The following is a 14151-nucleotide window of genomic DNA, read 5'->3' on the forward strand; positions in this document are numbered from 1 at the left end:
CGTAAACGTTGGGCGAGGGGAAACCGCCGACTTTTTACGCGATCTCCCCTTGGGTCGCCCGTTCACGGGTAGGACGATGCACCGTGACCGCGATCCGCGAGGTGCGCGCGACGGCCTACCGGGTTCTCACCGACCGGCCGGAGGCCGACGGCACCCTGGCCTGGGACGCGACGACGCTGGTGGTGGCCGAGGCCGACGCCGGCGGGACGACCGGAACGGGCTGGACGTACGCCCCGGCCGCCGCCGCGTCGGTCGTCGCGGAGACGCTCGCCGCGGTGGTCGCCGGCGCCGATCCGATGGACATCCCGGCGACGTGGACGGCCATGGTCCGCCGGGCGCGGAACGCGGGCCGGCCCGGGATCGCCGGATACGCGATCTCCGCGCTCGACGTCGCCCTGTGGGACCTCAAGGCGCGGCTGATGGAGGTCCCGCTGGTGCGGCTGTTCGGCACCGCCCACGCCGCCGTGCCGGTCTACGGATCGGGGGGCTTCACCACGTACGACGACGACACCACCGCCGCGCAGCTCCGGCACTGGGCGCACGAGCAGGGCATCCCCCGGGTCAAAATCAAGATCGGCGAATCCTTCGGCTCGGCCGTCCCGCGTGACCTGCACCGGGTCGCGCTGGCCCGCGAGGTCGTCGGGCCCGGCGTCGAGCTGTACGTCGACGCCAACGGGGGCTACACGGCCAAGCAGGCCGTCCGGGTGGAACGCCGGCTGCGCGACCACGACGTGCGCTGGTTCGAGGAGCCGGTCTCCTCCGACGACCTGGCCGGGCTGCGCCTCGTGCGCGAGCGGAGCGACGCCGACGTGGCCGCCGGCGAGTACGGGTCCGACCTGGCCTACTTCACCCGGATGTGCCGGGCGGGCGCCGTCGACTGCCTCCAGGTGGACGCCACCCGCTGCGGCGGCTACACGGGGTGGTTCGGCGCCGCGGCCGTCGCCGCGGGGCACAACCTCCAGGTCTCGGCGCACTGCGCCCCCAACCTCCATCTGCCGGCCGCCGCCGCGACCCCGGCGCTGCGCCACATCGAGTGGTTCCACGACCACGTCCGCATCGAGTCGGAGCTGTTCGACGGCGCGGCCCGGCCCGTCGGCGGCGTCGCCCACCCCTCGGACGGCGCCCCCGGTCACGGCCTGGTCCTCAGGCCGGACGTCGCGGCGCGGTATCGGGTGGCATGAGGGTCTCTCGATATATGAGACAAAATTGCTCACATATCGAGAAATATGGGAAGGTGCCGACATGAAGCACGAGACCGCCGTGTACACCCACGGCCACCACGAATCCGTCCTGCGCTCTCACCGCTGGCGCACGGCCGCCAACTCCGCCGCGTACCTCGTGGGCGAGCTGCTGCCGCACATGCGGATCCTGGACGTCGGATGCGGCCCCGGCACCATCACCGCCGGCCTGGCGGAGCTCGTGCCGCAGGGCGAGGTGGTCGGCGTCGACAGCGAGCCGGGCGTCGTCGACCAGGCGCGCGGCGAGGCGGAGCGGCGCGGTCTGCGCAACGTCGCGTTCGCGACGGCGGACGTGCACGCTCTCGACTACCCCGACGCGTCCTTCTGCGTCGTGCACGCCCATCAGGTGCTGCAGCACGTGGGCGATCCCGTGGGGGCGCTGCGGGAGATGCGGCGGGTGACCAAGCCGGGCGGGATCGTCGCCGCGCGCGACGCCGACTTCGGCGGCATGGTGTGGTATCCGGACGTCCCCGGCATGGACGACTGGCTGGACCTCTACCGCAGGGTCGCCCGCGCCAACGGCGGCGCCCCCGACGCCGGCCGCCGCCTGCACGCCTGGGCGAGGGAGGCGGGCTTCACCGACGTCAGGTCGTCGTCCTCCACCTGGTGCTACGCCTCTCCCGAGGATCGCGCGTGGTGGAGCGGGCTGTGGGCCGACCGCACTCTGCACTCCTCCTACGCGCGCCTCGCCGTCGACGGCGGGCACGCCACGCAGGCGGACCTCGAGCGGATCGCCGGGGCCTGGCGGGAGTGGGGCGCCCGCGACGACGGGTGGTTCAGCGTGCTCCACGGCGAGATCCTCTGCCGGGTGCCCCGGGTGCCCTGAAAGAGTGACATCACCGTCACGGGGGGCGAATCAGCCGAGGCTGGGTCTTGTCGCCTTCGAGGGCCGCCCCCATGCTTGGGAGGCCCTCACCCCCCCGGCGGAAGGACGTGGCGTGCTCACGCTCAGAGGCAAGTTCGGTGTGGAGGACAGCGACTACGCCAAGGCGTGGAAGACGTTCCAGCCCATCTCGAACACCGACGCGATCATCGCCGACAGGCTGACCACTCTGGACCTGGTCACGGAGGACGCGGGACGCCAGGGAGAGACCTACCTGATCATCGACGGGCGGGACATCGACCACACGGTCCCGAGCGTGGTGCTGGTCGACGGCGTCTGGGACGCGAAGGTCGTCGTCCGCATCCGCCTGCATGGCGGCCTCACGTACCCGGAGATCCTGGAGAGCCTCGCGCACGAATGGGGCATCCACGCGGAGAAGGGCTGGACGTTCGCGTCCTACATCCGCAAGACGACGAAACTCGAGGCCATGCGTAAGTACTACACCGAGCTCTTCCCTCCCGCGAAGAGCGCGGTCGACCTGCCGGACCACCGCCTGCTGGCCGAGGGCGTCCACGAACGGCATCGTGAGCTGATGTTCGCCCCGCGGAAGCTGGAGCCGAACCTCGCGGACGCCCTGCTGGCGGCGTGGCAGGACGACATCGACAACTACGCCCAGAGCGCGAGGACGGGCAGGAAGGCCACCGCGTCCTGGAAAGTGCCACACGCCTCGAGCGAGACCACGACCACGACCACGACCACTCAGACGACCGCTCAGGACACCGGGGACGACGACGCTCCGCTGACGGACGAGAACGACCGGAAGGCCTTCGACGACTGGCTCGGCGAGGGCGAGGGCGAGGGCGAGGGCACCGGCCGGCAGGACGGGGACGACGACGACACCTGAGTGGTGCCGAAGCCGGCCCCGTCACTGCCGGGAGGCTGTCAGCGGTCGGCCACGTTGGCGGCGACGATCTTCGGGGTGAACTCGAAGAGGTTGGGGTCATGCGGGTCGACGGTGGCCGACACCCAGTGGGTGTTGCCGTCACCGAACGTCTCGACCCGCGTGAACTTCGCCACGACCTGGCCGTTGTCGTACTTCATCGGCTTGTCGAGCTTGAAGTAGTGGCTGTCGCCGTGCACCAGCGCCGACTGGCCGGGGAACGCGAGGACCTGCTTGCGAAGCTCGGGAAGGATCTCGTTGTAGCCGTCGTACTGCGCGGGCTGCAGTTTCTGCTCGTTGTTGAAGTTGGGGTCGGCCTGCCAGGCGACCATCACGCCCTTCAGTCCCTGCTTCGCGGCCAGCGCGTACGACTCCGACAGCCAGTGGATGTTGGCCCGCTCGCGCTCCTGGTGCTCGGCCGTCATGCGCGCGATCTCGCTGTCGGGACGGTTCTCGCCGTCGACGCCGGCGTGCGGCAGGTTGTCGTTGGAGCCCTGGACGTTGAGGCCGATGTACATCACGGGACCGTACACCCAGCGGACGTTCTCCCGGTACTTCTCGTAACCGGGCTCGGAGCTCTCCCGCTGCACGGTCATCGTGTGCCGGCCGAGGGTCTGGTCGGTCGGGTAGAAGACCTGGCGCTCGTGGTCGAGCCGCTCCAGGGCGTCGAAGCCGCCGGTGCCCGCGCCGTACCGGCCCCAGCAGTCCGTCCAGTCGTTGTCGCCGGGGAGGACGACCACGGGGCGCTTGAGCGTGTTGAACGAGGCGAGCGAGGTGCTGTACAGCGCGTCGTCGCAGGTGCCGTCGCCGCCCGCCTTGAGGTCGCCGTCGAAGATGGAGAACTCGATGTCCGACGTGTTCATGTCGGCCAGCAGGCGCGGGTACTCCACGCGGCCCTGCGGGCCGTATGGCATGTCGCCGAAGAGCCCGACGGTGTACGGCCGGCCCTTGGCGTTGCCGGGCCCGTCACCGTGCCGGTCGTTGGCGGCGTTCGCGCTGCCCGCGCCGACGGTCAGGGCCGCGATCGCGGTCGCGGCGGCCGCGATGGCCGCACGTCGCGTGATGCTCCACATGGCAGAAGCTCCGTTTCACGGGGGAAGATCGGCGGCAGACTACTGAGCCTGGAGTGCACTCCCGTGACATGACGCGTTGCTGCGCAATGGCCTTTCGGGAAACTTCCGCCTGATCGACGGCGGTGCGCGGACGGCTCGTCCGCGTCAGCACGCGTCAGTACGCCGTGGGACGGAGCGGGCCGGATGTCACGGCTTGCGGGCGACCGCGCCCACGTAGCCGCTGCGGCTCGGGTCGCCCGGATACTGGTCGTCTCGGGGACGCCAGCTCTCGACCGGCACGATTCCGGGCTCCAGCAGCTCCATGCCGTCGAAGTGGGGGGCGAGCGCCGCCGGCCCGCGGTGCACGATGCCGTCCGCCGAGGTCTTGCTGTAGATGGAGCGGACCTCGTCGGCCTTGTCCTCGTCGATCGTCGCGGAGTAGGCGTGCGAGACGACCAGGTAGCCGCCGGAGGGCAGCGCGTCCCGCAGCGTCGCCGTGATGCCGCGGACGGAGTCCTCGTCGGTGAAGAAGTGGAGGAGGGCGAGCACCAGGATCGCGATCGGCTGGGTGAAGTCGAAGTGGTCCCTGATCCGGGGATCGTCCAGGATCTCCTTCGGCCGGCGCAGGTCGCCCTCCAGCACGATCGTCTCGGGGGAGTCGGCGAGCAGGGCGCGGGCGTGGACCAGCACGATCGGGTCGTTGTCCACGTAGGCGACGCGCGCGTCCGGGGCGATCTCCTTGACGACCTGGTGGACGTTCTCCTGGGTCGGCAACCCTGTCCCGATGTCGAGGAACTGCCGGACGCCGGCCTCCGCGAGCTCGCGCACCGCCCGGACGAGGAACGCCCGGTTAGCCCGAGCCAGTTCCCTGATGTCGTATCCCGACTCGCGGCCGATCCGGATGACCTCCTCCGCCGCGGCGCGGTCGGAGGGGAAGTTGTCCTTGCCCCCGAGGAAGTAGTCGTAGATACGGGCCATGCTCGGAACCGTCGGATCGATGCCGGCCGGGGCCTGTTCCATATCTGACATCCGTCGCCCTTCACATCGGGTCTACACATTGTAGAAGTACGCCGGTCGCCAACGATCTTCACCCCCCCGGCTTGTGCGGCTGACGACGCGGCTGACAGTGCGACGCGGCACGGCTCCGGCGGATGCGATCACGCCGTGCCGATGTTGCATTCGGCATGGGAGACCGTTTCGCGGATCAAAATGTCATCAAACGGCTGTTGAGTGAGTCCCGCACCTGGGCGTTCGTCGGGCTGACCGACAACCCCGAGCGCACCGCGTACGACCAGGCGCGGCTGCTCCAGACGCGTGGAAAGCGGATCGTGCCCGTCAACCCGGCGGGCGAGACGGTCCTGGGTGAGCCCGGCTACGCCTCGCTCGCGCAGGTGCCGTCCCCGGTGGACGTGGTCGGCATCTACCGCAGGGCGGAGTTCGCCGGAGCGGTGGTCGACGAGGCGATCGCCGCCGGCATGGGCGCGGTGTGGCTGCCGCTGGGCGTCGTCGACGAGGCCGCGGCGCAGCGCGCGCTGGACGCGGGTCTCGACGTCGTCATGAACCGCTGCCCCGGAGTGGAGTGGGCGTTGCGGCGGTGACTGGCGGCGGTGACTGGCGGCGGTGACTGGCGGCGTCCCTGCCTCGTCGGTCCCTCGCCGCAGGCGAACGGTCGGTGAGCAGTTCGTGAACGACGCCGACGTCCACCATGCCCACCGGGTTTAGCCGCCTAAGGTGCCTCTAGTCGCTGTTGTGAACTTTGGGGGGTTTCGGTGGGGGCGCGGCGGGCGGACGTCACGACGGGCGCGGTGCGCCTCCCGGTGGTTCCCGCCGTGGTTCGAAGTGTGGTTCCCGCCGTGGTCCTCGTGGCGGTCCTGCTCGCGACCGGATGCGCCGGACCCTCGGACGCGCGGGCCGGAGCGAGCCCCCGGCCCGCCGCGCCCTCGGCGCCCGCGGGCACGTCCGCGCCGATCCAGGTGTCCACCAGCCACTGCGGCGAGGGCTGGATCCGTCCCCGGGCCGGCGACCAGACGCTGTCGCTGTCCAACACCGGCAACGTGCCCGCAGAGGCGTACATCGTCGGGGTGCCGGACGGAGCCGTCCACGCCGAGCTGGAGGAGCTCGCGCCGGGCGTGACGCGCACCCTCCGGGTGAGCCTCGGCGCGGGCACGTACGCCGTCCGCTGCCTGGCCGACGGCTCCGACCCGGTCGACGGGCCGCGGGTGCGGATAACCGGGACGGCGACAGGGGCCGGCCCGGCCGTCGTTCCCGTCACCGACAACGACCTCTACGCCCCGGCGAAGAAGTACGCGGCGTACGTGACGCGCGGACTGAAGACGCTGGCGAAGCGGACCGCGACGCTGCGGGACGCGGTGGACCGGGGCGATCTGGCCGCCGCCCGCGCCGCCTGGCTCCCCGCGCACCTGGCGTACGAGCGGCTGGGCGCGGCCTACGGCACCTTCGGCGACCTCGGCGACGCCATCGACGGACGCCCGGCGGGGCTGCCCGGCGGCGTGCGCGACAAGGACTTCACCGGATTCCATCGGCTGGAGCATGGCCTGTGGCACGGAGAGTCCGCGACGTCGCTGCGCGGGCCGGCCGACCGGCTCGACCGGGACGTCAGGGCGCTGCGCCGGGACTTCCCCGATGAGCGGCTCGACCCGGCGGACCTGCCGCTGCGCGCCCACGAGATCATGGAGGACGCCTTGGAGTTCGAGCTCACCGGGCGTGCGGACGAGGGCAGCGGCACCACGCTCGCCACCGTCTCGGCCAACCTGGAGGGCACCCGCGAGGCGGTGGACGTGCTGCGGCCGCTGCTGCGGTCGCGATACCCGGATCTGCCCGAGGCCGACCGGCTGCTCGCCCGCGTACGCGACCAGGTGGAGGCCCAGCGGCACGGCGACCGGTGGACGTCCGTCGCGGACCTCGACCGGCGCGCACGCGAGGCGCTGAACGGCTCCGTCGGTGAGCTGCTCGAACGGCTGGCCCCGATCGCGGTCGTCGGCTTCCCGAGGCGGACGTCGTGAGCGGCTACGACCGGAGGGCGTTCCTGCGCGGCGCCCTCGCCACCGGCATCGCCGGGACCGTCGCGGCGGGCACCCCCGGCGTGGTCGCTCCGCGCGACGCGGCGTCGCCGGGTGCCCCCGCCGCCTTCCCCGCCGCCTTCCACGGCCCGCACCAGGCCGGCGTCCTGGAGCCGCCCGCGCGGCGCACCGCCGTGGCCGCCTTCGACGTGGTCGCCGGGAAGCGCGACGAACTGCGCGACCTGCTCCGCGCCCTCACCGACCGGGCGCGGGCGCTGACGTCGGGCGGCCCGCCGCCCGACCCGGGCATCACCGCGCCGCCCGCGGACTCCGGCATCCTCGGGCCGGACGTGCCGCCGGGGGCGCTGCGGGTCACGCTCGGCGTGGGCGCGTCGCTGTTCGACGACCGGTACGGCCTGGCCGGGCGGAAGCCGTCCGGGCTCACGGCGATGCCGACGTTCCCCAACGACGACCTCGACCCCCACTGGTGTCACGGCGACCTCAGCCTGCAACTGTCGGCGGACGACGACGACACCGTCCTGCACGCGTTGCGCGACATCGCCCGGCACACCAGGGGAGCCATGCAGCTCCGCTGGCGGATGAACGGGTTCTCCAGCCCGCCGCGCCCGGCCGGGACCCAGCGCAACCTCATGGGCTTCAAGGACGGCATCGCCAACCCCGACACCGCCGACGCGGCCGAGATGGACCGGCTGGTGTGGGTGCGCGGCGAGACGCCGGAGACCGCCTGGACCACGGGCGGCAGTTACGCCGTCATAAGGCTCATCCGCATGCGGGTGGAGTTCTGGGACCGGGTCTCGCTGAGCGAGCAGGAGCAGATGTTCGGCCGCGCCAAGGACACCGGCGCCCCGCTCGACGGCCTCCGGGAGCAGGACGTCCCCCGCTACGAGCTGGATCCCGAGGGGGCGGTGATCCCGCTGACCAGCCACATCCGCAGGGCCAACCCGCGCACGCCCCAGGCGGACGGCAGCCGCATCCTGCGCCGGGGCTACAACTACGACCGCGGCACCGACGCCGTGGGCGACCTCGACGTCGGTCTCGTCTTCACCTGCTACCAGCGTGATGTCCGGCGGCAGTTCGAGACCGTCCAGCACCGGCTCGAGGACGAGCCCCTCGTCGACTACATCACGCCGTTCGGCGGAGGCTACTTCTTCGTGCTTCCCGGCGTACGCGATGCCGCGGATTCTTACGCCCGCTTTATGCAGGTTTGATGTTGTTCGAGGGGTGTTTGAATCCCCGTCACCTTCCTGGAGGAAAGCCGTCGTACGGAAACGGTTTGCTCGGCTAAGCACCGTGGGGCTCCTGCTTCCGGTGTGACCCGAGTGATTCCGAGCTCGGCTTTCCGACAGGAGGCATCATGGGCGTAGGCCCGATCAACAAGACAGCAGCGCGCTGGGGCGCCGCCGCGACCGCCGTGATGGCCGCCGGCGTCCTGGCGGTCACCACGGTGTCGCCGAGCTCGGCCGCCGCACTGAGCGCCGGTCACGGGAACCCCAACCCAGGGAACCCTGGCCACGGCGACCCCGGCCACGAGCAGCCGGTCCGCACCTCGACCCCCATCAAGCACCTCGTCGTCATCTTCAACGAGAACGTGTCGTTCGATCACTACTTCGGCACCTACCCGAAGGCGGCGAACACCGACGGCACCCCCTTCAAGGCGGCCAAGGGCACGCCGAAGGTCGATGGGCTGACCAAGAAGCTGCTGACGAAGAACCCCAACCAGTACAACCCGAAGCGGCTGTCCCACGAGCAGGCGCTCACCTGCAGCCAGGACCACGGGTACGGTCACGAGCAGCTCGCCTACGACGGCGGCAAGATGGACCAGTTCGTCGAGCACACCGAGCACAACACCTGCGGCGGCAACGGGATCTTCACCCAGCCCGGCATCGTCATGGACTACTACGACGGCAACACCGTCACGGCGATGTGGAACTACGCCCAGCACTACGCGATGAGCGACAACTCGTACAACACCGGCTTCGGTCCCTCCACGCCGGGTGCGATCAACCTCATCTCCGGCAACACCCACGGCATCGTCGCGGTCGACCCGGTCACCCACGCGAAGGTGAACGACACCAGCGTCGCCGCGTCGCCCGACGCCAACGGCGTCGGCACGGTCATCAACGACCCCGACCCGGCGTTCGACGACTGCTCGGACAACAACCACACCTCGAAGAACAACCTCGCCATGGCGACCGGCCGCAACGTCGGCGACCTGCTGAACGCGAAGGGCGTGAACTGGGGCTGGTTCCAGGGCGGTTTCCGGCCCACCGGCACGGCAGGCGACTACTCGGTCTGCGGCTCCACCCACCAGAACATCGGCGGCAACTCGGTCGTCGACTACAGCCCGCACCACTCGCCGTTCGAGTACTACAAGTCGACCTCGAACCCGAAGCACCTGGCGCCGTCGTCGGTCGCCGCGATCGGCCGCACCGACCAGGCCAACCACAACTATGACATGAGCGACTTCGACGCCGCTCTCGCAGCCGGCAACCTGCCCTCGGTGAGCTTCCTCAAGGCCCCCGCCTACCAGGACGGCCACCCCGGCAACTCCGACCCGCTGGACGAGCAGACCTTCACGGTCAACACCATCAACAAGATCCAGAAGTCGAAGTTCTGGGACGACACCGCGATCGTCGTCGCGTACGACGACTCCGACGGCTGGTACGACCACAAGAAGTCGCCGATCGTGAACGGCTCCGCCGACCCGGCCCAGGACAGCGCGGCCCTGTGCGGCAAGGCCCACGAGGCCGGCGGCTACCAGGACCGCTGCGGGTACGGCCCGCGCACCCCGCTCCTGGTGATCTCCCCCTATAGCAGGGTCAACCACGTCGACCACACCCTGACCGACCAGACCTCGATCCTGCGCTTCATCGAGGACAACTGGGGTCTCGGCCGGATCGGCGACACCTCGTTCGACGAGCGCGCGGGCTCCCTCGCGGGCCTGTTCGACTTCCACAAGGCCAAGGCGGGCCAGGTCATCCTCAACCCCGCTTCCGGCGCGGTGGTCTCGGTCTCCCGCCACTGAGCGATCGACCTGCCACTCACCGGGTCCGTGCCCATCAGGGCGCGGACCCGGCGTGTTTCCGTTGCCTCCCGTCGCCTCCCGTTGCCTCCGGCTCCGCTGTCTCCGGTCGTTACCGGCGGACGCCGTTAGGGCTTGCGGCCGACGGCGCAGAACTCGTCGACCTCGCGGAGCGAGCCGACCTCCGGTGTGCCGGGACGCCACAGCGGGCAGGAGACGACGCCCGGCTCGACCAGTTCGAGGCCGTCGAAGTAGCGTTCGATCTGCTCCGGCTTGCGCAGGGTGTAGGGCAGCGAGCCGCTCGCGTTCCACACCGCGATAGCCTCGTCGAACTCCGCGCCGCGCACGACGTTGGTGCCGTCGGCGACCGCGAGATGGCTCCCGGAGGGCAGGCCGTCGAGCAGCCTGGCCACGATGGAGCGCGCCTCGTCGTGTTCGGGGATGTGGCCGAGGATGTTCAGGAGCATGAGGCCGACCGGCTGGGTCAGGTCGAGCGTCGACCGCCCGGCCGCGTCGAGGATCTTCTCGGGCTCCCGCAGGTCGGCGTCGATGTACTCGGTCGTCCCCTCCGGACCGCTGACCAGCAGGGCGCGGGCGTGTGCCAGCACCATCGGGTCGTTGTCGACGTAGACCACCCGCGAGCCGGGGGCGGCACGGTGGGCGACCTGGTGGGTGTTGTCGACCGTCGGCAGCCCGGTGCCGATGTCCAGGAACTGGCGGATCCCCGCCTCGTGGACCATGTACTCCACCGACCGCTTCAGGAACCCGCGGGAGCTGCGGGCGATGTCGACGATGTCGGGGAAGATGCCGCGGAACTGGTCGCCGATGAACCGATCGATCTCGTAGTTGTCCTTGCCGCCCAGCCAGTAATTCCAGATGCGGGGTGAGTGGGACACCTCCGTGTCGACCCCCGGTGGCGTGCCGGGCACGGGACTCTCAGGCACGCTGCCGGGCATACGACCGTCGGAGGCGGAACTGTCTGGCACGGAACTGTCTGGCACGGGCCCACTCCTCACCACGAAGAAGTTCGGTTCCCCGCAATCCTGACAAACGCCGCGGCCCGCGCTGGTGATCCGTGAAGATGATCGACAATCGTGATGTTCCGCGCGTCAGGGGCGCAGCGCGGCGAGTTGCTGCTCGAACGGGACCACCTCGTCCGTGCTCGCCGTGCCCGCCGTGCCCGCCGCGGCGGGCTGCTCCGCCGCGGACGGCATCAGGGCGGCCAGCTCGGCGCCCGCGCGGTCGATCCGGCCGGCGAGCCCTTCGGTGTAGCCGTCGGCGCGGACGTCCCGGCCGCCGCCCCAGTCCTCGGAGGCCGCGTAGACGGCGGTCGGGGCGACGATCGCCCGGAGGTAGGCGAACATCGGGCGTAGCGCGTGCTCCAGGGCCAGGCTGTGCCGCGCCGTGCCACCGGTCGCCGCGACGACCACCGGCGTGCCCGTGAGCGCGGTCGCGTCGATGACGTCGAAGAACGACTTGAACAGGCCGCTGTACGACGCGGTGAAGATCGGCGTGACGGCGACGAGCCCGTCCGCCCCGGTCACCGCGTCGATCGCCGCGCTCAGGCCGGGGCTGGGGAAACCGGTGACGAGGTTGTTGGCGATGTCCACCGCGAGCCCGCGCAGCTCGATCACCAGGGTCTCCACCTCGCGCTCGGGGGGAAGGTGGCGCCGGGTGGCCTCGACGAGGCGGTCGGCGAGCAGGCGGGTGGAGGAGGGCTGGCTGAGCCCGGCCGAGACGGCGACCAGTCGCAGGGCGGTCATGGCAGGTCCTTCCAACGGTTCCAACGGTTCCAACGGTTCAGTCGCGCGCGGCGACGAGGGCGGCGTGGGTGGGGGCGTCCGGCACGGTGTCGGGCCTGTCCTTGGCGAACTCCGCGCGCAGCACCGGCACGACCTCCTCGCCGAGGATGTCGAGCTGTTCCAGGACGGTCTTCAGCGGGAGTCCCGCGTGGTCCATCAGGAAGAGCTGCCGCTGGTAGTCGCCGAAGTGCTCACGGAAGGTCAGCGTCCTGTCGATGACCTGCTGGGGGCTGCCCACGGTCAGCGGCGTCTGCTCCATGAAGTCCTCCAGCGACGGGCCGTGGCCGTACACCGGGGCGTTGTCGAAGTAGGGGCGGAACTCCCGCACGGCGTCCTGCGAGTTCTTCCGCATGAACACCTGGCCGCCGAGGCCCACGATGGCCTGTTCCGGCGTGCCGTGCCCGTAGTGCGCGTACCGCTGCCGATAAAGGGCGATCAGCCGCTGGTAGTGCTCCTTGGGCCAGAAGATGTTGTTGGCGAAGAACCCGTCGCCGTAGTAGGCCGCCTGCTCCGCGATCTCGGGGGAGCGGATGGAGCCGTGCCAGACGAACGGCGGGACGCCGTCGAGCGGCCTGGGCGTGGAGGTGAAGCCCTGGAGCGGGGTGCGGAACCGGCCCTCCCAGTCGACGACGTCCTCCCGCCACAGCCGGTGCAGCAGGGCGTAGTTCTCGACGGCCAGCGGGATGCCCATGCGGATGTCCTGGCCGAACCAGGGATAGACCGGGCCGGTGTTGCCGCGGCCCATGATCAGGTCCACCCGCCCGCCGGACAGGTGCTGCAGCATCGCGTAGTCCTCGGCGATCTTCACCGGGTCGTTCGTGGTGATGAGCGTGGTGGCCGTCGAGAGGATCAGGCGCTCGGTCCGCGCGGCGATGTAACCGAGCATCGTGGTCGGGGACGACGGGACGAACGGCGGGTTGTGGTGCTCGCCGGTCGCGAAGACGTCGAGGCCCACCTCCTCCGCCTTCAACGCGATCGTCACCATCGCCTTGATGCGCTCACCCTCGGTGGGGGTCCTGCCCGTGGTCGGGTCCGGGGTGACGTCTCCAACTGTGAAGATGCCGAACTGCATCGCGCTCACTCGCCCTTCTTGGTTGAAGTTTCAAGCGCATTCGGCCTCACAGCTTATTCCGGGTCGCCCCCCGGACGTCGCCGGGGGGTGACGCGCAGTGCGGCGCGTGTTCCTCAGGCACGCGGTGGCTGGGTGCGGTGGCTGGGTGCGGTGGCTAGGTCATGCGGGGGCTGGGTCATGCGGGGGCTGGGTCATGCGGGGGCTGGGTCATGCGGTGGCGCAGGTGGTGCCGTTCAGGGTGAAGGCCGCTGGGCGGGTGTTGGCGCCCGTGTAGGCGCCGTTGAAGCCGATCTGGACCGACTGCCCGGGGGCGATCGACCGGTTCCAGTCGAGGTTTGTGGCGGTGACCGCGCCGCCGGACTGCGCCCAGGTCGCCGACCAGCCGGGAGGGGAGATCCGCTGGTCTCCGGGGAAGGCGAAGCCGAGCGTCCATCCGCTGATCCCGGTGGCGCCGGTGTTGGTGACGGTCACGGTCGCGGTGAAGCCGCCGCCCCAGTCGTTCACCGCGTACCCGACCCGGCAGGCCGACCCGGCGGAGGGAGAGGTGCGGGGTGAAGGTGAGGGCGAAGGAGAGGGACTCCACGTGGGCAGGCCCTGCTGGGCGGTGGCCGTGAGGGGCGCGGAGGGGGCGCTGGTGTGTCCGGCCGCGTCCCTGGCCACCACGTAGAACGTGTAGCTGTGGCCGGCGACCAGGTTGTTCGCCACGTACAACGTGCCGGTCGTCGAGCCGATCTTGGCGAAGGCGTCGCCCTGCAGCATGTAGACGTCATAACCGGCGACGCCGACGTCGTCCGTCGCGGCCGTCCAGCACATCGGCACCGCGTTGGTGAAGTCGGCCCCGCACACCCACAGCCCGGTCGGGACGCTCGGCGGAGCGTCGTCCGGCACGGAGGATGGCGCAGGGGATGGCACGGGGGACGGCACGGGCGACGGAGCGGCCGAGGGGGCCGCGGTGGCCAGCGCCGCGCAGGCCAGGGCGGCCGCCGCGCCGACGTTCAGGAGTCTTCTGGGCAGCCGTCTGGAAATTCGCATCGGATGCTCCCGCCGAGGGTACGGATCGGCGCCCCGGGGCCGGGGCGCCTCGGTTCGGGCCTCGCCGCAGGCCTCGCCGGGATCGTGCGGTGGCCCAGGCGGCCCGGTCCATCGGGACGCTGCCCCTCA

The 14151-nt window shown here is 70.9% G+C and carries 13 protein-coding genes; 7 read left to right on the plus strand and 6 right to left on the minus strand.

Features of this window, described 5'->3' with window-relative positions:
- Positions 1–83 precede the first annotated feature (83 nt).
- The 3 genes from JOL79_RS14855 (at position 84) to JOL79_RS14865 (ending at position 2965) form a co-directional block, all read left to right on the plus strand.
- A complete protein-coding gene (locus tag JOL79_RS14855) occupies positions 84–1181 on the plus strand; it encodes an enolase C-terminal domain-like protein (RefSeq protein ID WP_210156395.1) in 1098 nt (365 codons plus the stop codon).
- 61 nt (positions 1182–1242) lie between these two features.
- Positions 1243–2064: a methyltransferase domain-containing protein gene (locus JOL79_RS14860; protein WP_210156396.1), complete on the plus strand. Its 822-nt coding sequence runs from the start codon at positions 1243–1245 to the stop codon at positions 2062–2064.
- A gap of 112 nt (positions 2065–2176) precedes the next feature.
- Entirely contained in the window at positions 2177–2965 is a 789-nt protein-coding gene (locus JOL79_RS14865; protein WP_210156397.1) for a hypothetical protein, read from the plus strand.
- Positions 2966–3003: 38 nt separating this feature from the next.
- Here the strand turns inward: JOL79_RS14865 and JOL79_RS14870 are convergent, their stop codons facing one another.
- Together JOL79_RS14870 and JOL79_RS14875 are read right to left on the minus strand one after the other, a co-directional pair.
- Positions 3004–4074 carry a hypothetical protein gene (locus JOL79_RS14870; RefSeq protein WP_210156398.1) on the minus strand — a complete coding sequence of 357 codons (1071 nt, stop codon included), beginning with the start codon at positions 4072–4074 and terminating at the stop codon, positions 3004–3006.
- 186 nt (positions 4075–4260) lie between these two features.
- Positions 4261–5082: an SAM-dependent methyltransferase gene (locus tag JOL79_RS14875; protein ID WP_307848526.1), complete on the minus strand. Its 822-nt coding sequence runs from the start codon at positions 5080–5082 to the stop codon at positions 4261–4263.
- 197 nt (positions 5083–5279) lie between these two features.
- Here JOL79_RS14875 and JOL79_RS14880 point away from each other — a divergent pair, with 197 nt between their 5' ends.
- The 4 genes from JOL79_RS14880 to JOL79_RS14895 all read left to right on the plus strand — a co-directional run bounded on the left by JOL79_RS14880 (position 5280) and on the right by JOL79_RS14895 (position 10119).
- Entirely contained in the window at positions 5280–5651 is a 372-nt protein-coding gene (locus JOL79_RS14880; RefSeq protein ID WP_307848527.1) for a CoA-binding protein, read from the plus strand.
- A gap of 231 nt (positions 5652–5882) precedes the next feature.
- Entirely contained in the window at positions 5883–7076 is a 1194-nt protein-coding gene (locus tag JOL79_RS34005; RefSeq protein ID WP_210156401.1) for an EfeM/EfeO family lipoprotein, read from the plus strand.
- A complete protein-coding gene (gene efeB / locus JOL79_RS14890) occupies positions 7073–8302 on the plus strand; it encodes an iron uptake transporter deferrochelatase/peroxidase subunit (protein ID WP_210156402.1) in 1230 nt (409 codons plus the stop codon). The genes JOL79_RS34005 and efeB overlap by 4 nt, the downstream gene beginning before the upstream one ends.
- A gap of 146 nt (positions 8303–8448) precedes the next feature.
- Complete coding sequence (locus JOL79_RS14895) at positions 8449–10119, plus strand: phospholipase C (protein ID WP_210156403.1); 1671 nt, start codon at positions 8449–8451, stop codon at positions 10117–10119.
- Positions 10120–10244: 125 nt separating this feature from the next.
- Here the strand turns inward: JOL79_RS14895 and JOL79_RS14900 are convergent, their stop codons facing one another.
- The 4 genes from JOL79_RS14900 to JOL79_RS14915 form a co-directional block, all read right to left on the minus strand.
- Positions 10245–11072, minus strand: coding sequence for an SAM-dependent methyltransferase (locus JOL79_RS14900; protein WP_210156627.1), 828 nt, complete (start codon positions 11070–11072; stop codon positions 10245–10247).
- 153 nt (positions 11073–11225) lie between these two features.
- Positions 11226–11879, minus strand: a complete 654-nt coding sequence (locus tag JOL79_RS14905; protein ID WP_210156404.1) for an FMN reductase — start codon at positions 11877–11879, stop codon at positions 11226–11228.
- A gap of 37 nt (positions 11880–11916) precedes the next feature.
- Positions 11917–12990 carry an LLM class flavin-dependent oxidoreductase gene (locus JOL79_RS14910; protein WP_210156628.1) on the minus strand — a complete coding sequence of 358 codons (1074 nt, stop codon included), beginning with the start codon at positions 12988–12990 and terminating at the stop codon, positions 11917–11919.
- A 207-nt stretch (positions 12991–13197) separates the two neighbouring features.
- Positions 13198–14022 (minus strand): cellulose binding domain-containing protein, encoded by an 825-nt coding sequence (locus JOL79_RS14915; RefSeq protein WP_230984813.1) that lies wholly within the window; start codon positions 14020–14022, stop codon positions 13198–13200.
- Positions 14023–14151 lie beyond the last annotated feature (129 nt).

This window comes from Microbispora oryzae, assembly GCF_017896165.1.
Lineage (GTDB): Bacteria > Actinomycetota > Actinomycetes > Streptosporangiales > Streptosporangiaceae > Microbispora > Microbispora oryzae.

Coding starts and splice junctions, on each gene's coding strand:
- JOL79_RS14860 (WP_210156396.1), top strand. CDS start 1,243: ATGAAGCACGAGACCGCCGTGTACACCCACGGCCACCACGAATCCGTC.
- JOL79_RS14870 (WP_210156398.1), bottom strand. CDS start 4,074: ATGTGGAGCATCACGCGACGTGCGGCCATCGCGGCCGCCGCGACCGCG.
- JOL79_RS14875 (WP_307848526.1), bottom strand. CDS start 5,082: ATGTCAGATATGGAACAGGCCCCGGCCGGCATCGATCCGACGGTTCCG.
- JOL79_RS14895 (WP_210156403.1), top strand. CDS start 8,449: ATGGGCGTAGGCCCGATCAACAAGACAGCAGCGCGCTGGGGCGCCGCC.
- JOL79_RS14900 (WP_210156627.1), bottom strand. CDS start 11,072: ATGCCCGGCAGCGTGCCTGAGAGTCCCGTGCCCGGCACGCCACCGGGG.
- JOL79_RS14905 (WP_210156404.1), bottom strand. CDS start 11,879: ATGACCGCCCTGCGACTGGTCGCCGTCTCGGCCGGGCTCAGCCAGCCC.
- JOL79_RS14910 (WP_210156628.1), bottom strand. CDS start 12,990: ATGCAGTTCGGCATCTTCACAGTTGGAGACGTCACCCCGGACCCGACC.
- JOL79_RS14915 (WP_230984813.1), bottom strand. CDS start 14,022: ATGCGAATTTCCAGACGGCTGCCCAGAAGACTCCTGAACGTCGGCGCG.